This is a genomic window from Oceanisphaera sp., from assembly GCF_052084945.1.
Classification (GTDB): domain Bacteria; phylum Pseudomonadota; class Gammaproteobacteria; order Enterobacterales; family Aeromonadaceae; genus Oceanimonas.
The window spans coordinates 1-25,259 of sequence record NZ_JBQDEX010000025.1 but is presented as its reverse complement, the minus strand read 5'-3'; the positions used below and the strand labels follow the sequence as shown (position 1 = coordinate 25,259).

20 protein-coding genes, 1 tRNA gene and 1 pseudogene are annotated in these 25,259 nt (G+C 46.7%); 15 read left to right on the top strand and 7 right to left on the bottom strand.

The features are described 5' to 3' along the window. Positions 1 to 14 precede the first annotated feature (14 nt). Positions 15 to 1,313 carry a methyl-accepting chemotaxis protein gene (locus tag ACTHY5_RS03985; RefSeq protein ID WP_441876696.1) on the top strand — a complete coding sequence of 433 codons (1,299 nt, stop codon included), beginning with the start codon at positions 15 to 17 and terminating at the stop codon, positions 1,311 to 1,313. A gap of 100 nt (positions 1,314 to 1,413) precedes the next feature. On the opposite strand, the gene ACTHY5_RS03980 is transcribed toward ACTHY5_RS03985, so the two are convergent. Genes ACTHY5_RS03980 through pepA form a run of 3 tightly spaced genes read right to left on the bottom strand, consistent with a single transcriptional unit; the run spans position 1,414 to position 6,237 of the window. Next, a complete protein-coding gene (locus tag ACTHY5_RS03980) occupies positions 1,414 to 4,272 on the bottom strand; it encodes a valine--tRNA ligase (protein ID WP_441876693.1) in 2,859 nt (952 codons plus the stop codon). Positions 4,273 to 4,276: 4 nt separating this feature from the next. After that, the gene (locus ACTHY5_RS03975; RefSeq protein WP_441876690.1) at positions 4,277 to 4,723 is read right to left on the bottom strand and encodes a DNA polymerase III subunit chi; all 447 of its coding nucleotides are present in this window, start codon (positions 4,721 to 4,723) and stop codon (positions 4,277 to 4,279) included. A 2-nt stretch (positions 4,724 to 4,725) separates the two neighbouring features. After that, complete coding sequence (pepA, locus tag ACTHY5_RS03970) at positions 4,726 to 6,237, bottom strand: leucyl aminopeptidase (protein ID WP_441876687.1); 1,512 nt, start codon at positions 6,235 to 6,237, stop codon at positions 4,726 to 4,728. 160 nt (positions 6,238 to 6,397) lie between these two features. On the opposite strand from pepA, the gene lptF reads away from it, so the two are divergent. Further along, positions 6,398 to 7,513 carry an LPS export ABC transporter permease LptF gene (gene lptF / locus ACTHY5_RS03965; protein WP_441876684.1) on the top strand — a complete coding sequence of 372 codons (1,116 nt, stop codon included), beginning with the start codon at positions 6,398 to 6,400 and terminating at the stop codon, positions 7,511 to 7,513. Further along, positions 7,513 to 8,583 carry an LPS export ABC transporter permease LptG gene (lptG, locus tag ACTHY5_RS03960; protein ID WP_441876681.1) on the top strand — a complete coding sequence of 357 codons (1,071 nt, stop codon included), beginning with the start codon at positions 7,513 to 7,515 and terminating at the stop codon, positions 8,581 to 8,583. Before lptF ends, lptG begins: the two co-directional genes overlap by 1 nt. A 103-nt stretch (positions 8,584 to 8,686) precedes the next feature. On the opposite strand, the gene ACTHY5_RS03955 is transcribed toward lptG, so the two are convergent. Continuing rightward, a complete protein-coding gene (locus tag ACTHY5_RS03955) occupies positions 8,687 to 9,193 on the bottom strand; it encodes an RDD family protein (protein WP_441876679.1) in 507 nt (168 codons plus the stop codon). Between the two features lie 230 nt (positions 9,194 to 9,423). Here ACTHY5_RS03955 and ACTHY5_RS03950 point away from each other — a divergent pair. Further along, a tRNA-Leu gene (locus ACTHY5_RS03950) sits at positions 9,424 to 9,508 on the top strand. Between the two features lie 260 nt (positions 9,509 to 9,768). Here the strand turns inward: ACTHY5_RS03950 and barA are convergent. Next, entirely contained in the window at positions 9,769 to 12,465 is a 2,697-nt protein-coding gene (gene barA, locus ACTHY5_RS03945; protein WP_441876676.1) for a two-component sensor histidine kinase BarA, read from the bottom strand. A gap of 80 nt (positions 12,466 to 12,545) precedes the next feature. Between barA and rlmD the strand changes: the two genes are divergently transcribed. The 5 genes from rlmD to ACTHY5_RS03920 all read left to right on the top strand — a co-directional run bounded on the left by rlmD (position 12,546) and on the right by ACTHY5_RS03920 (position 18,598). Continuing rightward, a complete protein-coding gene (gene rlmD / locus ACTHY5_RS03940) occupies positions 12,546 to 13,862 on the top strand; it encodes a 23S rRNA (uracil(1939)-C(5))-methyltransferase RlmD (RefSeq protein WP_441876673.1) in 1,317 nt (438 codons plus the stop codon). 9 nt (positions 13,863 to 13,871) lie between these two features. Next, entirely contained in the window at positions 13,872 to 16,103 is a 2,232-nt protein-coding gene (gene relA, locus ACTHY5_RS03935) for a GTP diphosphokinase (RefSeq protein ID WP_441876670.1), read from the top strand. 141 nt (positions 16,104 to 16,244) lie between these two features. Further along, positions 16,245 to 17,048, top strand: coding sequence for a nucleoside triphosphate pyrophosphohydrolase (gene mazG, locus ACTHY5_RS03930; protein ID WP_441876667.1), 804 nt, complete (start codon positions 16,245 to 16,247; stop codon positions 17,046 to 17,048). Positions 17,049 to 17,128: 80 nt separating this feature from the next. Further along, complete coding sequence (locus ACTHY5_RS03925; protein WP_441876664.1) at positions 17,129 to 17,926, top strand: tetratricopeptide repeat protein; 798 nt, start codon at positions 17,129 to 17,131, stop codon at positions 17,924 to 17,926. Between the two features lie 210 nt (positions 17,927 to 18,136). Next, entirely contained in the window at positions 18,137 to 18,598 is a 462-nt protein-coding gene (locus ACTHY5_RS03920) for an Rrf2 family transcriptional regulator (RefSeq protein ID WP_441876662.1), read from the top strand. A 67-nt stretch (positions 18,599 to 18,665) separates the two neighbouring features. Here ACTHY5_RS03920 and ACTHY5_RS03915 read toward each other — a convergent pair. Both ACTHY5_RS03915 and ACTHY5_RS03910 read right to left on the bottom strand, forming a co-directional pair. After that, positions 18,666 to 19,931 (bottom strand): annotated as a pseudogene (locus tag ACTHY5_RS03915) (HlyC/CorC family transporter). 79 nt (positions 19,932 to 20,010) lie between these two features. Beyond that, entirely contained in the window at positions 20,011 to 20,799 is a 789-nt protein-coding gene (locus ACTHY5_RS03910) for a cytochrome C assembly family protein (protein ID WP_441876660.1), read from the bottom strand. A gap of 144 nt (positions 20,800 to 20,943) precedes the next feature. Here ACTHY5_RS03910 and ffh point away from each other — a divergent pair, with 144 nt between their 5' ends. The 6 genes from ffh to ACTHY5_RS03880 form a co-directional block, all read left to right on the top strand. Then, entirely contained in the window at positions 20,944 to 22,335 is a 1,392-nt protein-coding gene (ffh, locus tag ACTHY5_RS03905) for a signal recognition particle protein (RefSeq protein ID WP_441876658.1), read from the top strand. 200 nt (positions 22,336 to 22,535) lie between these two features. Beyond that, positions 22,536 to 22,787, top strand: coding sequence for a 30S ribosomal protein S16 (gene rpsP / locus ACTHY5_RS03900; RefSeq protein ID WP_441876656.1), 252 nt, complete (start codon positions 22,536 to 22,538; stop codon positions 22,785 to 22,787). 21 nt (positions 22,788 to 22,808) lie between these two features. Further along, a complete protein-coding gene (gene rimM / locus ACTHY5_RS03895) occupies positions 22,809 to 23,330 on the top strand; it encodes a ribosome maturation factor RimM (RefSeq protein ID WP_441876653.1) in 522 nt (173 codons plus the stop codon). Positions 23,331 to 23,357: 27 nt separating this feature from the next. Next, positions 23,358 to 24,107, top strand: coding sequence for a tRNA (guanosine(37)-N1)-methyltransferase TrmD (trmD, locus tag ACTHY5_RS03890; RefSeq protein ID WP_441876650.1), 750 nt, complete (start codon positions 23,358 to 23,360; stop codon positions 24,105 to 24,107). Between the two features lie 32 nt (positions 24,108 to 24,139). Next, positions 24,140 to 24,499, top strand: a complete 360-nt coding sequence (rplS, locus tag ACTHY5_RS03885; RefSeq protein ID WP_441876647.1) for a 50S ribosomal protein L19 — start codon at positions 24,140 to 24,142, stop codon at positions 24,497 to 24,499. 134 nt (positions 24,500 to 24,633) lie between these two features. Further along, a partial coding sequence (locus tag ACTHY5_RS03880; protein ID WP_441876644.1) for an MFS transporter occupies positions 24,634 to 25,259 on the top strand: 626 nt, incomplete at its 3' end.

Genomic DNA, 25,259 nt, shown 5'->3' with positions numbered 1-25,259 from the left:
AAGGATATGAGCCTATGATAGGAACCAGCAAATTAAAGCAAGCGTTATCTCATTATCGTGAGCAGTATCAGCAAGCACATGCCGTTCAGCAAGCCATTTGTTCTCATATGGCGGTAATAGAATTTACACCACAAGGCGAAATACTGGATGCTAATCATCGCTTTTTGAATGTGGTGGGCTACACATTAAACGAGATAGTGGGTGCTCATCACCGTATATTTTGTACTTCTGAATTAGCAAGCACAGCAGAATATGCCGCATTTTGGCAGCAGCTTGCGCAAGGCCAATCACAAAGAGGTACCTTTGCCCGTCTTAATCGACAGGGTGAGCTTATTTGGTTGGAAGCGACCTACTTCCCAGTGCTTAATGAGCAAGGAGAGGTGGTGAAAGTGCTAAAAATTGCCAGTGATATTACCCAAAAGCAACATCAACTTGCGGCCCAGCAAGCGGTATTAAGCGCGTTACACCTCTCGATGGCGGTTATTGAGTTTGCTGTAGACGGCACGATTTTAACGGCCAATGAAAATTTTTTAAATGTAATGGGCTATCGTTTAGAACAAGTGGTCGGCCAGCATCATCGAATATTTTGTGACAATGAATTTTATCAACAGCAGCCTAGCTTTTGGCAAGACTTAGCAGCAGGTGAGCATAAATCGGGTCGATTTAAACGCTTAGATGCACAAGGCTGTGATATTTGGCTAGAGGCGACTTATAATCCGATTCTTGACGGCTCAGGCCAAGTGCATCGGGTTGTTAAATTTGCCAGTGATATTAGCGCTCGGGTACGTCAGTCGCGTAAAAACCAGCAAGCCTCAGAGCAGGCGTGTGATATTGCCGTACAAACATCTCATATTGTTGAGCAAGGTAATAGTTCGTTATTAGCTTCGGTGAATACTTCGGTACAAGTTTCTAACGATCTTGATCAAGCGATGTTGATCGTTAATCAGCTCAACGAACAAGCGCGTAATATCGAAGAAATAGTGAGTACTATTAGTAGTGTGGCTGAGCGAACTAATTTATTAGCATTAAACGCCGCTATTGAGGCGGCTCGCGCTGGTGAGCAAGGGCGAGGCTTTGCTGTGGTCGCCGATGAAGTGCGCCAATTAGCAGCGCGCACCAGTGTGGCTACCAATGAAATAAGCCAAGTAGTACAACAAAACCGCGAACTAACCGCGCAAGTTTCTACTGCCATTGTTGAGGTCACTCAAGTGGCCGAGCAAGGCAAGCAGCAAGTATTGGATGTAGAAGCGATTATGGGCGAAATACACCAAGGCGCCTTGGCGGTGCAAGAGACGATGACAGGGCTTTCTTAGCCGTTTGGTTGTGCCTTCTTTAACCATAAAAAAACCGACCTTTGCAGGTCGGTTTTTATTTATTGTCGCTTTAAGTTGTGCCTATGCGAAAAGTACGATCTTAAAGATTCGCTATTTGCGTTTGCTGGGCTTCAAGTTTGGTTAGCGCCGCTCGATAGTCATCGAGCTTTTCTTGCTCTTTAGCCACCACGGCAACCGGAGCTTTAGCAACAAAACCGGCGTTATTTAGCTTGCCTTCAATGCGCTTTATTTCACCGTGCGTCTTCTCTAACTCTTTTTGTAAGCGAGCTAATTCAGCGTCTTTATCAATTAAGCCGGCCATGGGCAGTAATAGCTCGGTATCACCAATTAACTGTTTCGTTGAGGTGGGCGCTGCTTCATCTGGGCTTAAATGAGTAATAGCATCGAGTTTGGCCATTGCCTTTAAGAAGGCTTCGTTATCAGTGGCCCGGCGCGCATCATCACCAGCGGGGCGTAATAATACCGACAGTGCCTTGCTCGGGGCTAAGTCCATTTCGGCACGTAGGTTACGAATTGACACAATAAAGCGCTTAACCCACTCAAGATCTGCCATGGCGTCAGCATCTTCAAGGCTTGCGTCTGCCTCGGGGTAGGTCGCCAGCATAATGCTGTCGCCACTACGATTAGCCAGTGGTGCCACTCGCTGCCAAATTTCTTCGGTAATGTAGGGCATAATCGGGTGGGCTAACCGTAATAAGGTTTCTAGCACCTCAATTAAGGTTTTGCGAGTAGCCCGCTGCTCAGACTCAGAGCCGTGCCAAAGCACAGGTTTGGTGAGCTCTAAGTACCAATCACAAAACTGGTGCCAAATAAACTCATATAAGGCATTGGCTGCGCGGTCAAAACGGTAATCGTCTAGCGCTTGTCGTACTTCCCTAATGGTGACTTGTAGCTGTGCCTGTATCCAGCGATCGGCTAATGAATAGGTTAGCTCATCACTTTTGGCACCTATGCCACAGTCTTGCTCTTCGGTACTCATCAGCACATAACGCGACGCGTTCCACAGTTTATTGCAGAAGTTGCGGTAACCATCTAGGCGACGCATGTCCCAGTTAATATCACGACCAGTTGAAGCCATGGCCGTGAGGGTAAAGCGCAGAGCATCGGTACCGTGGGCTTCAATGCCGTCGGCAAAGGTCTTGCGAGTATCTTTTTCTATTTTAGCTGCAAGCTTAGGCTGCATCATGTTGCCAGTACGCTTGGTAACCAAAGACTCAAGATCAATGCCGTCGATCATATCTAATGGATCGAGCACGTTACCCTTAGACTTCGACATTTTATCGCCATTTTCGTCGCGAATAAGCCCAGTGACGTACACTGTTTTAAAGGGTACTTGTGGCTTGCCGTTTTCATCTTTAATGAAGTGCATGGTCATCATGATCATGCGCGCCACCCAGAAAAAAATAATATCAAAGCCGGTCACTAACACACTGCTGGGGTGGAAAGTGGCAAGATCCGGCGTTTTCTCTGGCCAGCCCTGAGTCGAGAAGGTCCACAGTGCTGAGCTAAACCAGGTATCCAGTACGTCTTCGTCCTGACTTAACACTAGGTCATTACCCAGCTTGTAGGTGGCACGCACTTCGGCTTCATCACGGCCCACATAAACTTTGCCATCTGTGTCATACCAAGCGGGAATGCGATGTCCCCACCACAGTTGGCGTGAAATACACCAGTCTTGTACGTCACGCATCCAAGAAAAGTACATATTTTCGTACTGCTTAGGCACAAACTCAATGTCACCGTCTTCTACTGCTTTGGTGGCCACTTCGGCTAAGGGAGCCGCACGCACATACCATTGGTCGGTTAGCATAGGCTCGATAGGGACACCACCACGATCCCCATAAGGGACAGTTAAGTCGTGATCTTTAATGCTATCTAATAAACCTAACTCATCTAATGCACTGACAATGGCCTTACGTGCCGCGTAGCGCTCTAAGCCTTGGAATTGGCTTGGCAGGGCATTGGAGTAAGCATCACTCACTTCGCCTTTACTGGTAAAGACTTCGGCTTGCTCACGAATATAGGCACTTAAGGTCAAGATATTAATTTGGGGTAACTGATGACGCTTACCCACTTCGGCATCGTTAAAGTCGTGGGCTGGGGTGATTTTTACGCAGCCTGTGCCTTTTTCCATATCGGCATGCTCATCGCCAACAATGGGAATACGGCGACCGACTAACGGCAGTTCAATATACTTACCAATTAAGTTTTGATAGCGGGGATCTTTTGGGTTAACCGCCACTGCGGTATCGCCCAGCATGGTTTCTGGGCGAGTGGTGGCCACTACTAAGTAGTCTTTACCATCCGCGGTGGCAATACCATCGGCAAGCGGGTAGCGAAATTGCCACATATGGCCTTTTAGTTCACGGTTTTCTACTTCTAAATCTGAGATAGCAGTGTTGAGTTTAGGGTCCCAATTGACCAGACGCTTGCCGCGGTAAATTAAGTCGTCTTCATAGAGTTGTACAAAAACTTCTTTGACTGCGCTAGACAAGCCATCATCCATGGTAAAGCGCTCACGCTCCCAATCTACCGATGTACCAAGGCGGCGCAGTTGCTGGGTGATAGTGCCACCGGATTCTTTTTTCCAGTCCCAAATTTTATCAATAAAAGCCTCACGGCCGTAATCGTGACGCGTCTTGTCTTCTTCAGCAGCAATTTTGCGTTCAACGACCATTTGCGTAGCTATGCCCGCGTGGTCGGTACCTACCTGCCATAAAGTGTTTTTGCCTTGCATACGCTGATAACGAATCAGGGTATCCATAATGGTGTCTTGAAACGCATGCCCCATGTGCAGGCTACCCGTTACGTTGGGTGGCGGTATCATAATGCTGTAGGCAGGTTTGCTGGTGTCGCCATGAGGCTTAAAGTAGCCCTTATTTTCCCACTGCTGGTACATGGCCTGTTCGACAGCGGTGGGGTTAAATGTTTTTTCCATGATGTTATTCGTCTTGAGTTTGGGAAGGTACAGGGGCAGTCGTGAGTGTAAAGCCAGACTGACGATATGCTTTAAAGCGTTCGCGAGCGGCTTGTTTACCCGCATCATCTGCGGGTACAAAATCAACTAGTTGTTTAAATCTGCGTGCAAAATCAGGCGCTAAAGGGGCTAGGTTGAGCAATATAGCTCGGCCATGTTGTGGTGGCTGCCAACCAATAATCACTTGCGCGCCTTGACGCGGTCCTTCGCCTTGCAAATTATGGGCAATAAAAGCGTCGGCGGGCTGCTGCCAAAGTGCTTCATCTAGCGCTTGTGCTTGCGCTTGGTGTTGGGCATAAATAAACACCCCCAGCCCCTGGCGATAATAATCAGTGGTCAGTTGACACACTAATGAAATTAGCGCTTCGGGACTGGTTGCCTCTGGCAATAAATAAAAACAGCCTTGGCTCATATTTATTCTTCGATGTTGTTAACGCCGGCCCGGTTTAGTAAAAACTGGGTCAACAGAGGAACTGGGCGACCGGTTGCCCCTTTATGTTTGCCGCTATCCCAGGCTGTACCTGCCACATCTAAATGTGCCCAGTGATACTTTTTGGTAAAGCGACTTAAAAAGCAAGCGGCAGTAATTGAGCCTGCAGCACGGCCACCCACGTTGGTCATATCAGCAAATGGGCTGTCTAACTGCTCTTGATACTCTTCACTCATTGGCAAGCGCCATGCACGGTCACCGGCTTGCTCAGAGGCATTAAGTAACTCATGAGCCAGCGGATTGTGGTTAGCTAATAGCGCTGAGGTTTGATGGCCTAAGGCGATAATACAGGCCCCAGTAAGGGTGGCCACATCCACCACCACTTCTGGTTCAAAACGTTCCACAAAAGTTAAAGCATCACATAATACCAAACGTCCTTCGGCATCAGTATTTAAGACTTCAATGGTTTGGCCGGACATACTGGTGAGAATATCTCCTGGGCGATAGGCGTTACCATCAGGCATATTTTCGCAGCCGGCTAACACAGCCACCACGTTAATAGGGAGCTGTAACTCAGCTAAGGCCTGCATTGTGCCTAATACCGCCGCAGCGCCGCCCATGTCGTATTTCATTTCATCCATGCCTGCGGCAGGCTTTAATGAAATACCCCCAGCATCAAAGGTTAGGCCTTTGCCCACTAAGGCTATGGGGCGAGCATCGGGATCTGGGTTACCTTTATATTCTATCACCGACATCATGGCTTCATTGTGTGAGCCGCGGGCGACAGCTAAATAAGCATTCATGCCCAAGTCGGCCATTTCTTGCTCGCCAATAATACGCGTGGTGATATTATCCCAAGCATCCGCCAGCTGGCGCGCTTGTGAGGCAAGATAGGCAGGGTTACATACGTTAGGTGGCATGTTGGCCACATCGCGACACACTTTTACGCCTTTGGCTACACTTAAGCCATGAGCCGCTGCACGCTCACCAATGGGCAGCTCGCGTCGAGTAGGCACATTAAAGACCATTTTACGCAGCGGACGACGGGGCTCTGCTTTATTGGTTTTAAATTGATCAAAGCTATATAGACTGGCTTTAGTGGTCTCTACGGCTTGGCGCACTTTCCAATAGGTATCGCGTCCTTTAACGTGCAGTTCAGTTAAAAAGCACACCGCTTCCATTGAGCCTGTATCATTCAGCGTGCTCATGGTGTTACGAAGAATTTGTTTATATTGGCGCTCGTCTAGCTCGCGCTCTTTACCGCAACCAACGAGTAACACGCGCTCGCTAAGCACGCCTGGCACATGATGTAAGAGGAGAGTTTGCCCCACTTTTCCTTCTAAATCTCCACGGCGCAGTAGCGCGCTTAAATAACCGTCACTGATTTTATCTAGCTGCTCGGCCACAGGAGATAGGCGACGGGGATCGAAGACACCGACTACGATGCATGCACTGCGCTGTTTCTCGGGGCTACCACTTTTTACACTGAACTCCATGGATTCTCCTACGGCTTGAAGACAATGAGCGTTAGATCACCCATAATGATGATCGTCGCAAAAACGGGCAGACTTTCGCAGACTTAATGTGCGAAAATCGTGATTTACGCTTATTCTTAAGCGTTTCTATTGAAAAGACAAGTTTACACTGGGATTAGCGGTGATTGCATTTCGTTATTTGTTTTGGGAAACCCTCAAAACGCAGTTAGCAGTACTCTTTGTGCTGCTACTTATTTTTATAAGCCAGAACTTTATTGAAGTTCTTGGCGGCGCAGCTAATGGCTCTATCCCCGTAGGGTTAGTAGGTAAGCTCTTGCTGCTCAATATGCCAGACATGGCCACCTTAATGTTACCCATTAGCCTCTTTTTGGGTATCTTATTTGCCCATGGTCGCCTGTATGCCGACAGTGAAATGACGGTAATGCGAGCGGTGGGTATAGGGCCAGGAAAAATAATGACAGTGACCTTGGTACTGGCATTATTTTGGACTGGCGCCGCTTTGTTTAACTCTTTGTGGCTAAACCCTTGGTCTAAAGCACAAGTGTACCAGATAAGAGAGGAAGTAAAGGCTGATCCTGGTTTTGCTTTACTACGTCAAGCGCGCTTTATGAGTTTAGATGGAGGGCGAGTGGTGGCCTACATTGAAAATCTCGATGCTAAAAAAGAAGCGGGTAATAGTAGCTTAAGTCGATTGTTTGTAGTGCAACGAGCGCAAAATGAACAAGCACCTAGCATAGTAGTCGCAGACAGTGGCCGCTTTCATGAGCGCGACGGTGGCCAGTGGTTAACGCTGGATAATGGGCGTCGCTACTCAGGAGAGCCGGGCACTCGGGCTTTTGATGTGGCTGAATTTGATGAGTACAGCGCGTTTATTCAAGGCGGTGATATTGATGATGTGGAGCGCAAAGAGTCTTCAGCCAGTAGTAAAGTGTTAAGTCAGTCCAATAAAATAGACGATATTGCCGAGTTACAATGGCGAGTCTCTTTGCCTTTATCCATGTTGGTTCTGGTCTTTCTCGTGGTGCCCTTGGCGGTCATTAATCCTCGACAAGGCCGTTATGCCAAGTTGTTGCCGGGCATTTTACTTTATTTGGCTTACTTTTTATTACAAAGTGCGGCCCGCTCGGCAGTAGAAGCGGGTAGTCTCCCTATTTATCCTGGACTATATACAGTGCCATTAGGGTTCTTGTTGCTGGTGGGCTTGCCACTTAATTTACGAGAAACGGCGTGGTGGAGTCGCACCCGAGAAAAATTTAGACGTAATAAGGCCGTTTAATGTTAACTATACTTGATCGATATATAGGCCGTACCGTATTAATGGCCATGCTGTTATGTGAGCTGACCTTAGTCGGCTTATCGGCCATCATTCGTTATGTTGAGCAGTTACGCAGTGTTGGGGAGGGCTCATACACGCTGTTAAGTGCTTTTCATTATGTTTTACTGTCGATGCCTCAAGAAATTGTCTTGTTCTTTCCTATTGCCGCATTGTTGGGTGGCTTGATTGGCTTGGGGCAGCTTGCCAGCAGCAGTGAGTTGGTAGTGATGCAGTCGGCGGGGCGTTCGCGTTTTAATATTGTTATGAGTGCGCTTAAAACCACATTGCCGCTGATGTTTGCCATTATGCTGGTTGGAGAGTATGTCGCTCCAGTGGCTAAACTCGCCTCAGATGATTTGCGTACGCAAGCTCGTTCTGGTGGGCAAGTGGTGCTCTCTACTTATGGCGTCTGGGCCAAAGATAGCGATGCCTATATCAATATTAATCAGTCACGTCGAGATGGTATTTTAACTGGTATTACCTTGTATTATTTTGATGACAGTACTCGATTAATACGTATTACCCAAGCAACACAAGCAGAGTATGTCAGTGAAAAATGGCAGTTAACGAATGTGACCGACACCTTGTTTACTCAGGGTAAAATGATTGAAACACAACACCACCCAGCGCGTGAATGGCATACTAGCTTAACGCCAGAAAAGTTGGGGGTGGTGGCCGTTGAACCCCATGAATTGTCTATGCGAGGCTTGTGGGAGTATCGGGGGTATCTAGAGGATAATGGTCAAAATGGGGATTTATACGCCTTGGAGTTTTGGCGTAAAGCCCTGCAGCCTGTCATGGTGGTTGCCATGATGTTACTTGCCTCTTCTTTTGTGTTTGGTGCTTTGCGCAGTGTCACCATGGGGGCACGTTTGCTGATGGGTATTTTATTTGGTTTTGGTTTTTATGTGGCCAATGAAGTGTTTGGCCCCATTAGTTTAGTGTATAGCGTCCCGCCTACATTGGGGGCTCTGGGGCCAAGCTTGTTGTTTATTGGTATAGCGTTATTCTTATTAAACAGAAAAGCTTAGCCATCGACAGCTGGCAGCGATAAGCCGTCAGCAAGTAAAATACACAGCGGGTGATGCTGTGTATTTTACTGTAGGCCTATACTGATAACGTAACGCTGGGGGCTTAGGGCTGTTTTTTATCGAGTAACTTTTTATTCAGTTCTTTGCTCATCACAATCACTTCGCAGTCGGCGATTTTATCTTGTAGGGCTAACTTAAGGCGTGGGTTGGTGAGGATCCAGAGATTGCTCAAACCCAGTAGGGCGCTGGCGGCACGAATAATACATTGCGCTAAGTGCAACCGGCTACCATCAGTATTTTGTACACGCAATCGCCATGCTCGCATGCCAATGGTTTGGCCACTGGTACGCCAAAACCAGCAATAAAAAAACAACCCGACCGCCAGCATGCATAACTGATACCAGGGGCTGGCGCTTAATAAGGCGGCAGGGTCTTCGTGGGCGCCTAGATGTATCCAGCCCAGCTTAAGCACTAATACTGTGATCCCAAAGTAGATAAAGCCGGTGACCATCATCAAAGAGATAACCACCAATACATCATAGAGCCAAGCTGCCAATCGTCGCATTAAGCCTGCTCGAGATAACCCTATGTACTCAGAGTTAGAAGACATTTGTTCCTACCGCCATCTGTTAGTATGAAAAAGAAAGATTAAGACTGTTCGGCCACATTCTAGCAAAAGTGCTGGCATAGGGTTATTTTTGTGATGCGATAGCTAAGATAAAGCATGAGTGCACAATTTATATGCAGTTAGTTTAAAAATATAATAATTTACTTGCGACAGGCGTTTGAATACGTATAATTCATCTCGCTCACCAAGGTGAAGCAAGCAAAGTAAAACGTGGCGGTGTGGTGAAATTGGTATACACGACGGATTCAAAATCCGTTGCCTTCGGGCGTGGCGGTTCAAGTCCGCCCACCGCTACCACTTTAAGTAAGCAGTAAATAATCCCCTAGTAATATCTCCTCAGTAATACCTTTTTGTTTCATTACTCTCTTTTATCGCTAAAAACTCCCCAATAAAGCACCACCTATTGTCATTATGCTGACGACCTATGGATACGGCATTGTCTTTAAGCCGTCACCCTGAACTGCCTCCTAGTCATCCTGAACTTGTTTCAGGATCTCGTTTTAGAGCTTTAAGACAAAAGCGGGCGACCTATCAGGTTACGCTGTCTTTGTTAGCGGCTATAAATACGCTGTTGCTTCCGCTCGAATTTGCCCAATGCGCTCTTCTAGCTCCAGTAGTTCGGGCTCTAAGTCTTCTAGGGTCTGTTTGGCCAAAAGCGCCTTTTCTAATTCAGCAACCAAAGACTGTAATTGAGTTACACCACAGTAGGCAGTGCCGCCATGCAGCTTATGCAAGGGAGGATACAGTTGCTGCTCATCTAAATGTCCTGACAAAGCGGCATTCAACAAAGGCTCAAACTCATCAAAACTTTGTAGTAATAACTCGAGCATTTCTTTGGCCAACGCTTCTTTATTTCCAGCCTGCTTTAGAGCCAGTGACCACTCTATTTGCCCCTTTGGTTGAGCGTAAAGCGAAAATTGCTTGATAATACTTGCCAGCATAGCCTCATCAATTGGCTTCGTTAAATAGTCATCCATGCCCTGCAGCATGAGCCGGTCACGTTCTCCGGCAATGGCATGTGCGGTTACTGCCACTATGGGGGTATGGGTGTTTGGCCCTTTACCTGTACGAATTTTTTGTGTGGCTTGAATACCGTCGAGCAACGGCATTTGTATATCCATAAAAATAATATTGTAGTGATTTGCTGTTGCTAAATTAAGAGCTTCTTGACCATTAGAGCAAGTGTCCACTTGGCTAACCTGCTCGTTAAGCATGGCACTAATGAGTTTAAGGTTAGCGGGATTATCATCTACAGCGAGCACGCGCAGCGTCTGTTTTTGCGCAGGTGTTGCTAATGTGATGGGTAATGGCGCTTGAGGCTCAATGATCTCTTGCCCTATTAGTGCCTGGGCTAACTTTTGATAATGGACAGGCTTGCTCAGGCACAGCTTGGCTCCGGCAGCTACCATAGCGTCGGCAAGAGTGGGGTCGGTTGAACTGAGCAGTAGTACCACATTATGGCTCAGTGCTTGTTGTTGGGTTATTGCCAGCTCTATTTGGCTAGGTAGCGCACTGGGTGTAAACCCGAGCAAAACACAATCTATAGGGACATAAGGGGTTGGCTCATGCAGCACTTGCACCCCCCATTCTCGTAGTAAAGAGGTGGTGGCAAGACGGCTAAAGTTATCTTCCTCAAGATAGAGGACCGTCTTATGGCTTAACTCGGTAAGTGGTAAAGGCTCGGCTAGCGATAATGCGGCCCGGTCAAGCTCTAGCGTAAAACTAAACACCGAGCCCGAACCTAGTTCAGAATGCAGCTTGATACTTCCTGACATTTGCTGGACTAGCTTTTGGGTTATCACCAAGCCAAGCCCAGTACCGCCATAACGGCGCGAGATACTGGAGTCAGCCTGATTAAATGCTTGAAATAGCTGACGGCGCTGATTGTCAGAAATACCGATACCTGTGTCTTGCACATGAATATGCAATGCGGCTTTATTAGGCTGGCTGGCAGGGCGAGCATCAACTCGTACGTCGACATTACCTTGCTCGGTAAATTTAACTGCATTACCCACCAAGTTGGTCACAATTTGCTGTAAGCGTAACGAATCACCTATTAAACCATCTTGTACGGCAGCATCAATACGCAGCGATAGTTCTAATTCTTTATCATGAGCGCTGGGAGCCAGTAAGGTCATCACTTCTTGCAAGCTATCGCGCAGTGAGAAAGGAATTTTTTCTAGAGTGAGCTTACCAGCCTCAAGCTTAGAAAAATCGAGAATATCATTGATAATACAGAGTAAATTTTGCGCCGACTTCTCAATGGTTTTAAGGTAATCCAGTTGGTTGCTTGTAAGTCGTGTTTTTTGTAGTTGACGAGCAAAACCAATCACACCATTGAGAGGAGTACGTAGCTCATGAGACATGTTAGCCAAAAACTCAGTTTTGACACGGGCCGCTTCTTGAGCCCGTTTTTTGGCCATATCCAATTCAATATTTTGAATTTCAATTTGCTCTAAGGTTTCTCTTAGATCTGACGTGGCTTGATCAATGTTTTGCTGCATTTCTTCGTGGTATTCAGACAAGGATTTAGCCATGGCATTAATGCCATTTTTTAGCATTTCCATTTCACCGGTAAACTCACCATTTACTCGCGTGTCGAGCCGGCCTTCTCGAATTTTATAAACGGCACTGACCATGTCGGTAATAGGCTGTGATACGCCGCGGATCAGCCGCACGCCAAATAAAGCACTCATACTCATGCCCAGTAGCACAATCAAACCAGCAAAAAAGCTGTCTTTAAGATGCACCAACATAGTGGAGTCGTTAGTGAGTTGCATGGCGATATAGCCGATAGGAATGGCTGAGACATCTTCCCAAGAAGAGTCGGTTTGAATATTATCGGTGAGCACGGGAGTGCGTAATATAATGCCGTTATCGCCACTTTCTACGAGTGTTGATTGTGGAATGGGCATGTCTTTAGGCAAGCGTAGTAAGTTAAAATCGCGATGATAATTCGATGTTACTAATAGCCGGCCTTGTTTATCAAATAAAGCAATAGACTTAACGAGGGGGCTATTATTACGGTGAACATTACTTAATAGGCGATTAAGAGATTCGCGATTGCGGCTGGTTAATGCAAGTTCGCTGGCCAACGCCATAGGCTCTATGACATTTACCCCTTGTTGGGTTAAAGCGGCCTCTAATTGCTGATAGCGGCTCACAGAAAAATAACTGGCTAAGGAAATGCCAATCAGCAAGGTAGGAATAATGGTATAAGCGAGTATTCTCGCTCGTAGGCCGTATTTGGTCATAGTTTGCTAATGTGGGACAATGTGCGCATCAAATCAACAGGCGCTTATAATGACATAGCCGCCTCAAGGGCTCCACGTTTATGGTTCAGTTCTTTAAGGAAAGTAAACCCAAACCCCAGAGTCAACCGCTGCTAGACGTAACAGTGATAGACGTTAATATGCACGGTGTGGGTGTAGCGCGCTACCAAGGGCGGCCACTGCTGGTGGCTGGCGCACTTAAGGGTGAGCAAGTTCGGGTGCGCTTAGCGGTGCAAAACAATAAATATCAGAGTGCCGAGTTAGTTAAAGTACTGAAGCCTGTCAATACACGGAACACGCCGTTTTGCCGCTACATTAATGAATGCGGTGGTTGTACTTTGCAACATATGTCGAGCGACGATCAGCGCGCACTTAAAGCAGACGCGGTACGGCGTTTATTTGCACGGCAAGGCATAGAGAGCTTGCCTGATTTTGAATGGATAACACCCCCTTATACTCAAGAATACCGGCGTGTGGCCAGATTGGCGATTCGGCTACAAAAAAAAGGGGTTGCACTTGGCTTTAGACGGGGGCAGTCTCACCAATTAGTTGAAATTGAACATTGCGGCGTGTTGCGCCCTGCTTTATCGGCCTTGATTTCGCCGTTACGCCAGTTGTTAAACCAACTAAAAGCGCTAAAGCAGCTTGGGCATCTTGAGCTATACGATACCAAAGAAGGTGTTGCTGTATTGTTGAGGCATACCGGCACGCTGCCACCGAGGGATCTTGAGCTGTTATTGTCGTTTTCCCAGCATAAAAAACTGGCCTTGTTCTTACAAGATGATAATGGGCGCCGCCCTTTACATGTGCCATTTTCACTTCATTATCAATTAGATAATATCAAACTCTCTTTTACGCCCGGCGACTTTATTCAAATTAATGCTGCGCTTAACCAGCAGATGGTAACCCAAGCACAAGACTGGTTAGCCGCAGAGCCTGGGGCACCTATATTAGATTTATTTTGTGGCGTGGGTAATTTTTCTTTACCGCTGGCCAGTGCAGGACACCCAGTGGTAGGGGTGGAAGGTGTGATGGACATGGTCGAGCAGGCTAGAGGTAATGCCGAAGATAATGAGTTGTCTCTTGCTAGGTTTTATCGAGCTGATTTAGCTGCCGACTTCACACAAGAGACTTGGGCACGCCAAGGGTTTGAGCATGTCTTATTAGATCCAGGCCGAGCGGGCGCTGAACAAGTGATACCCTATTTATGTCAAATGGAACCTAAGCGATTATTGTATGTCTCTTGTAATCCCATCACGCTGGCTCGTGATAGCCAGCCATTATTGGCCGCGGGATATCAGCTGGTGCGTTTTAGCTTAATCGATATGTTTCCCCACACAGGACATTGTGAAGCAATGGCCTTATTTGAACTCAGTTAAGGGATCGTTATGGTTGCCGTACGCAATACTCATCTCACCGTTAATTTTAGCCTAGAAGAATGGGCCAATAGCTTGCCCTTTACGGCTGATGAGCAACAACAACTGCAAGCGCTATATGAGTATTGCTCTGCGCTTAACGCTCCGGCTGACCGTCAGTTGTCGCTGTCGGCGCACGAACTACATGCGCAAGGTGTAGAGATGGTTGGCATACTGCTTACCCTTAGCATGGACATTGGCACCATCAAAGCCGCCTTATTGTATCCGTTTCTTGAGCAGGGGTATCTCGATTTAGCACAAGTGACTACCGACTTTGGCAGTAGTATTAGTCAGTTGCTACAAGGCGTGATCGACATGGAAGCGATTCGCTCACTGCAAGATGTGTACACTAATAATAACTCAGAAGTACAAGTCGATCGTGTACGACGCATGCTCATGGCCATGGTTGAAGATGTACGAGCCGTGGTTATTAAGCTTGCTGAGCGTATTAGCTGCTTGCGTGAGTTAAAAAGCGCCAACGAAGAAACCCGCGTTTTAGTGGCCAAAGAAATTTCTAATATTTATGCGCCTTTGGCCAATCGATTAGGCATTGGGCAGCTAAAATGGGAGCTTGAAGATCTTTCTTTTCGTTATTTACACCCAGAAACCTACCAGCTGATTGCCAAGTTACTACATGAAAAGCGCCTGGCGCGAGAGGCTTATATTGATCAATTTGTTGACGGATTAAGGCATGCGTTTGCTGATGCCGATGTGGCGGCAGAAGTGTATGGCCGACCTAAGCATATTTATAGTATTTGGCGAAAAATGCAGAAAAAGAATCTGGATTTTGATGAGCTATTTGACGTGCGAGCGGTGCGGGTGGTCACGCCACATTTACAAGACTGCTATGGGGCTTTAGGGGTGGTTCACTCTCAGTGGCGTCATATTCCTCGTGAGTTTGATGACTACGTGGCTAACCCTAAGCCGAATGGTTATCAGTCGATTCATACCGTCGTTATTGGTCCTGAGGGAAAAACGGTAGAAATACAAATCCGTACCGAGCAAATGCATCAAGATGCAGAGCTGGGCGTGGCGGCGCACTGGAAATATAAAGAAGGTAGTAGTGGTGGCACTAAACAAAGTGGCTTTGAAGATAAAATTGCGTGGCTAAGAAAGCTACTCGCTTGGCAAGAAGACATGGCTGAAAGTGGCTCCTTAGTGGATGAGTTGCGCAGCCAAGTGTTTGAAGACAGAGTATATGTGTTTACGCCAAAAGGCGAGGTGGTTGATATGCCTCTAGGGGCGACCCCGTTAGACTTTGCGTATTACATACACAGTCAAATTGGCCACCGTTGTATTGGTGCCAAAATAGATAGCCGTATTGTGCCTTTTACTTATCAATTACAAACTGGCGATCAGGTTGAGATTATCACCCAAAAGCAGCCTAACCCAAGCCGCGATTGGATGAACCCTAATCAAGGCTTTTTACGTACCAGTCGCGCCCGAGCTAAAGTGAGCACTTGGTTTAAAAAGCAAGACAGAGATAAAAATATTACCGCCGGGCGAGAGGTACTAGAAAAAGAGTTAGAGCGCTTGGGCTTGGCATTTTCTTCACTAAATAAAACCGTACTTGAGCGCTTTAATGTGGCGCAGCTTGATGATCTGCTGGCTGGTATTGGCGGTGGTGACTTACGCATTAATCAGTTACTTAACTTTTTACAAGCTCAATATAAAAAGCCTACCAGTGCCGAAGAAGACGCAGAGGCATTGCGCCAGCTAGAGCTAAAAGCGGCCAAAAAAACGCCGGTTCATAACAGTAAAGATCATGTGGTGGTGCAAGGGGTAGGCAACTTACTGACCAATATTGCCCGTTGCTGTCAGCCTATTCCGGGAGATGAAATTGTCGGCTTTATTACCCAAGGTCGTGGCATTTCCATCCATCGCAATGACTGTGAACAGTTTAAAGAACTACAAGCCCAGCATCCAGAACGTGTTGTAGAGGCCGTATGGGGTGAAAACAATACTGGCGGCTATCAACTGACCTTGCGGGTGCTGGCCAATGATCGCTCGGGCTTGTTGCGTGATATCACCACTATTTTGGCCAATGAAAAAATCAACGTAACTGAGTTTAGTAGCCGTGCTAATCGCAAGCAGCAAACAGCCACTATGGATATGGAGCTAAAAATATATAATATCGACACCCTAAGTCGCGCCCTTGCCAAAATTAGCCAGCTGCCCGATGTAATAGAAGCAAAAAGACTATAAGAAAAGCTGGAAGTTGTAAGCTGTAAGCGGGAAGCCAAAGAATAAAATCTAGGCTTAGTGCCAAAGAGGCCGCTAAACACCGGGTGTTTAGCATTTAACGTAAAGCGCACAACGTATGGCTTTTTTCACATAGGAATGAGCATGAAGCAGGAAAGTTACTCACTCGACGATTTACTCACCATTATGGCCGCGTTGCGGGATCCAGTGAACGGCTGCCCGTGGGATCAACAGCAAACCTTTGCCAGCATAGTGCCTCATACGCTAGAAGAAGCCTATGAAGTGGCAGACACCATCACACGTAACGCATTAAATGAACTACCTGATGAGTTGGGTGACTTATTATTTCAAGTGGTATTTTATGCCCAGCTGGGTAAAGAGCAGGCATTGTTTGATTTTAATGATGTGGTACAAGCTGTAAGCGAAAAATTAGTACGTCGTCATCCCCATGTGTTTTCGGGGCAGGTTTTTTCCAGTGAAGCCGAGATAAAAGCAAACTGGGAGCAGACTAAGGCCGAAGAGCGCCAAGCGTTAGATGCAAGTGCAACCAGCGTATTAGATGATATTCCTCGTAATTTACCAGCATTAACGCGGGCCAATAAAATGCAAAAGCGCTGTTCAGCGGTGGGCTTTGATTGGCGAGAGTTACCGCCGGTAATTGATAAAATTCACGAAGAGTTAGATGAGGTGATGGCTGAGCTTGCGCACTCAACCCAAGATCAAGAGCGCATTGCCGATGAACTGGGTGATGTATTATTTGCGTGTGTTAACTTAGTGCGCCATCTTAAGAAAGACCCCGAAGCGGTACTGCGTGGTGCCAATGATAAGTTTGAGTGCCGCTTTCGGGCAGTAGAAAAAGCACTAGCTACTGATGGCAAAGACGGCCGAGAATGCAGCGCTGAAGAGCTTGATGGCTATTGGCGACAAGCTAAGTTAGACCAAGGCTGACACCCTGTGAAACGTAAAGAGTAAAGCGAGGGACATTATTCCCGTTTTTTATTTTACCCTTCACTTATTGAGGAACGTCGATGATACGTTTATGTGGGTTACTCTACTTGTGTTTGAGTCTGTCGGTGATGGCCGCAGATCGTACGGAGCTTACTGATAAATCGGCAACTGATGATGAGCATACCGCTGGCATGTCGCAACCATCAAAAACAGATGTGCCGGCTAATATTGAATCCAAGAGTGAGTCTGAGCCACCAGAAGAGATGGGCGAAATAACGGATGCGCTGCAACTGGCACAAAATGAGGCGCAAGAAGGAGAGCTGCGCGCGATCCCTCTGTATGAAGAGTACCAATTGATTGAGTGGATCAATGCCAACCAGCATTTAAAGCAGGTGCGCGATATTGATAACTGTCAATTAGTACAAGATATTGAGGCCAGAGCCGAAGTACTACGTTTGCCTGCTTACCAATTTTTGTGGGGAGACATGCTGGCATGGGGGATCTGTGTGCCACAGCAGTCTCGACGTGGGGTAAGCATGTTATGGAAAGCGGCAGAGCAAGGCTTGCCCGCAGCATTAGAGCAATTAGGGCGTTATTATTATAACGGCACCTTAGTACAAAGAAATCGTCAACGAGCAGCACCTTTAATGCACGAAGCGGCGAGTTTAGGGCTAGAAAAAGCCCAATTTGCTTGGGCACGTTGGTTATTAGACGGCAGTGGCAGCCCCCTAGATTACCCTCAAGCATACTTATGGCTAAAAAAGATGGTGTTAGCTGATAAAAAGCAGCACCAAGAAGCCGAAAAACTGAGTGCAGCCTTAGCCAGTAGAATGCCGACGAGCAAAGTGAGACAGCTAAATAATCAGTTACTGTTTTAGCGTAGCAGCATAGAGAGCTGAACATTTAAAATGGGGGGAAATTTATACATATATAAGGATTAAATGTTATTCTATATAGCTTGCTATATGAGTAAGCGATGCGTTTGTGTTGTGCTAAGCACGCAAATATTGCCCTCTTAAGCAGATACACAACAATGCATATACAAACTTATTTATATCTCACGCTTTTATTATTCAGGATATGCCAACATGAAGCTGACCACCTATACTGATTTTGGTCTAAGAACCTTGATGTACTTGGCAACTTTGCCCGAAGGGGAGCTAACCAGTGTTGCGCACGTGTCTAAGGTGTATGAAATATCACGTAACCACCTAGTTAAAATAGTGAATCAGCTGGCGCGAGAAGGCTATGTTCGTGCTGTTCGTGGTAAAAATGGCGGGATTTGCTTGGCACGTACACCTGCCGATATTAATATTGGGCTGGTAATACGCTCACTAGAAAATAATATCCAGGGCATAGATTGCGGCAGCCCTGCTTGTTACTTAGTGAAGATTTGTCGCTTAAAAGACGCACTAAAACAGGCCATGGATGCATTTTTAGCGGTGATGGACGGCTATACGTTAGCAGACTTGATTGGCAACCGAGACGAGCTGATGGTCATCTTTAGTGAGTTAGAACCCCCGAAAAATAGCGTTAAGCTTAGAAGCTAGAAGTGAAAAGCCAAACATTGCTGATTTCGTCTCTTTCTTCCGGCTTCCAGCTCTCAGCTTCCAGCTTTTATTTATAATAATGCGGCAGTATGCGCACTAGCTTGATCATATTATTTTCTACATCAAGAATCTCTATCGGGTAACCCGCTAGTCGCAAGCAGATATTCGCTTCTGGAATATCTTCTAAATACTCTATGATTAAGCCGTTCAGTGAACGGGGCCCATCGTTAGGCAGCTGCCAGTTAAGCTCTTTATTGATATCGCGAATGCTCACCGAGCCTTCTATCAGGTAAGAGCCGTCATCTTGAGGTGTTATCTCTTCACTTAAAGTAGGACTAATAGTGGTGGTAAAGTCACCAACAATTTCTTCCAAAATATCGTCCAAGGTGACTAAGCCCTGAATGTCCCCGTACTCATCTACAATAATCCCAATGCGTTCTTTGTTACGCTGAAATTTCACTAGCTGCACATTGAGTGGTGTGGCCTCGGGAATATAATATAGCTCCCGCAGTGCCCGCATTAAGTTCGATTTACTAAACTCATCCTTAGCAAACAAACGCAGAGCGTCACGCGCATGAATAAAACCTAATGCATCGTCGATATTGTCACGGTATAGCAGCACTTTAGTGTGTGGGCTTTGCATTAACCGGCGGCTAATACTCTACCAATCTTGAGTCACATCTATGCCGTAAATTTCATTACGAGGCACCATAATGTCATCTACTGTGACTTTTTCTAAGTCTAAAATAGACACCAGCATATCTTGGTGACGGCGAGGAATTAGCGCGCCGGCTTCATTGACTATGGTGCGCAGCTCTTCTGAACTAATGGCATTGTCTTCTTGCCCATGAGGGTTAATACGAAATAACAGCAGTAAGCCATTAGAAATGGCATTAATCATCCATACCGCAGGGTATAAAATAACCATAAGTGGCTTCAGTAGCACCGAAGCCGGAAAAGCTACGCGTTCTGGATACAGAGCGGCAAGAGTTTTGGGGGTAACCTCAGCAAAAATTAATACCACTATTGTTAAGGCAACAGTGGCAATTGCTACGCCATAATCACCAAATAAACGGATCGCAATTAAAGTAGCAATAGCAGAGGCTAAGATATTAACCAAGTTATTACCGATTAAAATCAGACCAATGAGCCGGTCTGGACGAGATAATAAGGTTTCGACTCTTAGTGCAGACTTATGCTTGTTTTGTGCTAAATGCCGCAATCGGTAACGGTTTAACGACATCATGCCGGTTTCTGAGCTGGAAAAAAAAGCAGATATAAAAAGTAGTGTTATCAGGATACCACTAAGGGTACCCGTGGATATCTCGTCCAAGCAGACCGTCCTGTCTTATAAACTAATCAATATTAAGGGTGAATAAACCCTAGACTGTGTATGTGCGCTGTCAAGTTACTTAACCGAGTAGTACCTCTCGCACAAAGCGGCTGCCAAAATAGGCAAGCGTTAATAACAGGCTACCCGCTACGCTTGTCCAAATAACCTTGCGCCCGCGCCACCCTAAACGGTGGTGGCCCCACAATAGGCCCACATAAACACACCAAGCCAGAATGGTCAGTACCGCTTTATGTGCTTTTGCGGGGCTAAACATATCTTGTAAGAAGAAGAGGCCGCTAGATATAGACAGAGTTAACAACACCACGCCCACAAAAATCAGCCGAAACAAATAACGCTCTATGGTCATTAACGGTGGCATGGCGGGCAAGTTGGTTAGTTTATGGTTTTTTAGTCGATTATTCAAAAAGCCGAGCAAAATCGCCAATAGTGAGGCAATAGCCAGCAGCGAGTAAGACATTAAGCCTAAGCCAATGTGGAGTACGACCTCGGGGCGAGTTTCTAGGTACATGCTGTAATAACTGGGCAGCAGTACATCTGCGGCCAGTAAAATACCGGCAAAGGCATAAACCAGCGGCATTAGTAGCCAAATTTTAAAGCGCGTCACCAAGACTGTCATCAGCACACTAATAATAAGGCTCACCAGCGAGGCTACATGTAGCATGCTTAAGTTTTGCCCCGGCACTAATACCACTGAGTCAAATAGCCAGAGGCCATGCAGTAAAATAGCGCACAAGGCGGCGAGTAGGCTGTAGCGACGCCGGTTGCTCTGAGGGTTGAGCATGTTATGTATACAGGCGAAGGCCGCTAATAGATAAAATGCCATCGCCAAAACAGCAAGCAATTTCATAATTAATTTAAGCCATTAATCGGTTAAATGAGAAGAATTGTCAGTATACCCTTAACACAAAGCATATCGCCACCCAAGCTCACTTAAGTTCGGCGGATAATTTGGGTATACTAAAAGTAATTTTCGCCAAATGCGGGCTACATCATGTTTGAAAATCTTACCGAAAGACTATCGCATACCCTAAAAAATATCAGTGGCCGCGGTCGTCTAACAGAAGACAATATTAAAGAAACCCTGCGTGAAGTGCGCATGGCTTTATTAGAAGCCGACGTGGCTTTACCGGTAGTGCGTGAATTCGTTAACCGTGTAAAAGAGCGCGCGGTCGGAACTGAGGTCTCTAAGTCACTGAGCCCAGGACAGGCTTTTATTAAAATAGTGAATGCTGAGCTGGTCGCCGTCATGGGTGAGGCCAATGAAGGCCTTAACCTATCGGTGACCCCTCCGGCCGTTATTTTAATGGCGGGGCTACAGGGGGCGGGTAAAACCACTTCTGTGGGTAAACTGGCTAAATACTTAAAAGAACAACATAAGAAAAAAGTGCTGGTAGTGAGTGCTGATGTATATCGACCTGCCGCTATTAAGCAATTAGAAACCTTGGCCTCTGATCTGGGTGTGGAATGCTTCACCAGTAATATAGAACAAAAGCCGGTTGATATTGGCCGTAATGCACTAGATTACGGTCGCAAGCAATTTTTTGACGTGCTATTAGTTGATACCGCCGGTCGTTTGCACGTTGATGAAGACATGATGGGGGAGATTCAACAGCTACACGATGCCATCACGCCGATAGAGACCTTGTTTGTGGTAGATGCCATGACCGGTCAAGATGCGGCGAATACCGCTAAGGCTTTTAGCGAAGCGTTGCCCTTAACCGGCGTTATTTTGACCAAGGCTGACGGTGATGCTCGTGGCGGTGCCGCCTTGTCTGTACGCCATATTACTGGCAAGCCAATTAAATTTATCGGTATGGGCGAAAAAATCGAAGCCCTAGAACCCTTCCATCCGGAGCGTATTGCCTCACGTATTTTAGGCATGGGCGATATGCTGTCTCTTATCGACCAGATGGAGCGTTCGGTTGATAAAGATAAAGCTGCCAACATGGCGAAAAAGCTGAAAAAAGGTAAAGGCTTTGATTTAGAAGATTTTCGTGATCAACTGGTACAAATGCGCGACATGGGAGGCATGTCGAGTTTAATGGATAAACTGCCAGGCATGGGAAAACTGCCCGATAATGTTAAAGATCAAGTAAACGACAATATGACGGTACGCATGGAGGCCATTATTGGCTCCATGACACCCAAAGAACGCCGCTTTCCTGATTTAATTAAAGGTTCTCGTAAGCGCCGTATTGCGATGGGCTCTGGCACCGAAGTGCAAGAAGTGAATAAATTATTGAAGCAATTTACCCAGATGCAAAAAATGATGAAAAAAATGTCGGGTAAAGGCGGCATGCGTAAAATGATGGGCCAAATGAAAGGCATGATGGGCCCCGGTGGCATGGGCGGAATGGGTGGCGGCGGACGTGGCCCTTTCTAAATAGTTTGTGCAGTCCAAAGTAGATGACCACTACAGGCGTTAGTAAGTCATCTATTTTATGTTTTAGGCTAAAACCTGTGGTTGTGCCGGTGTCAATTTGGTTGCATTGTCGCCACATTAGAGTACACTTGCGCAGCTTATTTTAAGCTCGGGTTCGCACTGTCTGCGGACCTTGTTTGTTTCAGTATATAGAGGACGATATGGTAACCATTCGTTTACAACGTGGTGGCGCAAAAAAGCGTCCGTTTTACCAAGTAGTTGTTGCAGATAGCCGTTATTCTCGCGATGGTCGTTTCATCGAGAAAGTTGGTTTCTTCAACCCTATTGCGACCGGCCAAGCAGAAAAACTGCGTTTGGACCTAGAGCGCATCAACCATTGGGTTGGCCAAGGTGCTAACGTTTCAGATCGTGTAGCCAAATTGGTAAAAGATGCAACTAAAGCTGCGGCTTAAGTTTTAAGGTAGGGCATTAAAGTGAGCGAACCTGTAGTTGTAGGCCAACTGGGCGCCGTTTACGGCATTAAAGGTTGGTTGAAGGTCAACTCCTTTACCGACCGACCCGAAGGCATTTTCGATTATCGGCCTTGGCTGATGAAAGACGGGAGTGGTTGGCGTGAAATTCAGGTATCTGGATGGAAACGTCATAATAAAGGCCTTATTTGTAAGCTGAGTCACGTTGAACAGCGCGAAGAAGCCCAACTGCTTACCGGCACTGACATTGCAGTAGATGCAGCTTCTTTTGTTGCACTGCCCAATGACGAGTTTTACTGGCGCGATTTAATCGGCTGTCGGGTAAAGAACACCAAAGGCTATGATTTTGGTTTGGTGTCTCAACTGATGGAAACCGGTTCTAACGACGTGTTAGTGATTAAAGCAAATGCTAACGATGCATTTGGTCAGCACGAACGGTTAATTCCTTTTGTGGAAGACCAAGTCATAAAGTCTGTGAACATTGCAGACCGCATCATTGAAATTGATTGGGATCCGGATTTTTAACTCAGGTCACATTGCGCGGAGAAATTCATGTGGATAGGGGTTGTTAGCCTCTTCCCGGAGATGTTCCGGGCAGTATCTGACTATGGAGTAACCGGGCGGGCCGTTAACAATGGTCTGCTGACATTTGAATGCTGGAATCCACGGGATTTCACTCAGGACAAACACCGCACTGTTGATGACAAACCCTACGGGGGCGGGCCTGGGATGCTAATGATGGTTCAACCATTGCGCGATGCCATAGCGGCAGCGCGAACCGCGGCCGGTGAGGGAGCCAAGGTAATTTACCTGTCTCCTCAGGGCCGTAAGTTGGACCAGCAAGGCGTGACTGAGCTAGTAACTAATAAAAAATTAATTTTGGTTGCCGGCCGGTATGAAGGCGTGGACGAGCGCATTATTCAAACTGACGTTGATGAAGAATGGTCGGTAGGTGATTATGTGCTCAGTGGTGGTGAGTTGCCAGCCATGGTGCTAGTGGATGCCGTGGCCCGTTTGGTGCCTGGTGTTCTGGGTGACATGGCAAGTGCTGAACAAGACTCTTTTAGTGAAGGCTTGTTAGATCACCCTCACTATACGCGCCCTGAACAACTAGAAGGAATGGCTGTTCCTAATGTGTTGTTAAGTGGCCACCACGCCGAAGTGGACCGTTGGAGAATGCAGCAGTCGTTGGGCCGTACTTGGTTAAGAAGACCGGAGCTTTTAAACAACCTAGCTCTGACTGACGAGCAAGAACACCTTCTTGCCCAATTCATTCGCGATTATCGTGCGTGTGAACAGTAGAGTTTTCAGTTTACCCTAGGTAAGGAAATATTATGAGCAACATCATTAAGCAAATTGAAGACGAACAATTACGTACCGATCACCCTGAGTTTAACCCAGGTGATACCGTGCGTGTTCAAGTACGCGTTGCCGAAGGTGACAAAGAGCGTCTGCAGGCCTACGAAGGCGTGGTAATTGCCAAGCGTAACCGTGGTCTGCACTCTTCTTTCACCGTACGTAAAGTATCAAGCGGTGAAGGCGTTGAGCGTACATTCCAGACTCACAGCCCGTTGATCGGCAGCGTAGAACTGAAGCGCCGTGGCGCTGTACGTCGCGCTAAACTGTACTACTTGCGTGAGCGTTCAGGTAAATCAGCGCGTATTAAAGAGCGTTTGGTTCCACGCGGCAAGTAATACTCGCCGACCGGTTGTGTCAAAAGGCCCGCATTTGCGGGCCTTTTTGTTTGCTAAAACTGACGCGCTCGGCGCTATCTTTACCGCGGGTTTGGTATTACCATAAAGCTTTACATTAGAATTAAGGAATATAAATGCCCATTACGGTTTGGGGGTTATCGATTGCGCAAGCGCTATTGATGTCGGGTAATATTTTGCTGGTGTCTATTTCGGCGCTAGTAGGGCAAGAGCTCGCGGTGCACCCGGCATTGATCACATTACCCATTGCTTGCCAGTTTTTAGGCTTAATCACGGCCACCTTGCCCGCCGCGCACCTGATGCAAACCCTAGGGCGAAAGGCTGGGTTTATTGTAGGTAACTTAATAGGATTATTAGGCACTTGGGTGGCCTTACAAGGCTTGGTAGAAACGAGTTTAGCTTGGTTTGCATTAGGGACTTTTTTAATTGGTATCGCGATTGGGGTTGGTCAACAATATCGCTTTGCCGCATTAGAAGCCTGTGAGCCTGCTCAGCATTCTCGTGCCATTAGTATGGTGATGGCGGGGGGCGTATTAGCCGCTATTATTGGACCTAACTTGGCAATATTATCGCAAGATTGGCATGACGCTAGCCCATACGCTGGTGCTTTTTATGGCTTGTTTGGGCTCTATGTGCTGGCGTTATTATTGCTGGTGAGCTTACCGCTACCTAAGGCCAGTGTGAACCATATACAGACTGAAGTGCGATCCTATCGTGTGCTATTTCGCCAGCCCTTATTAGT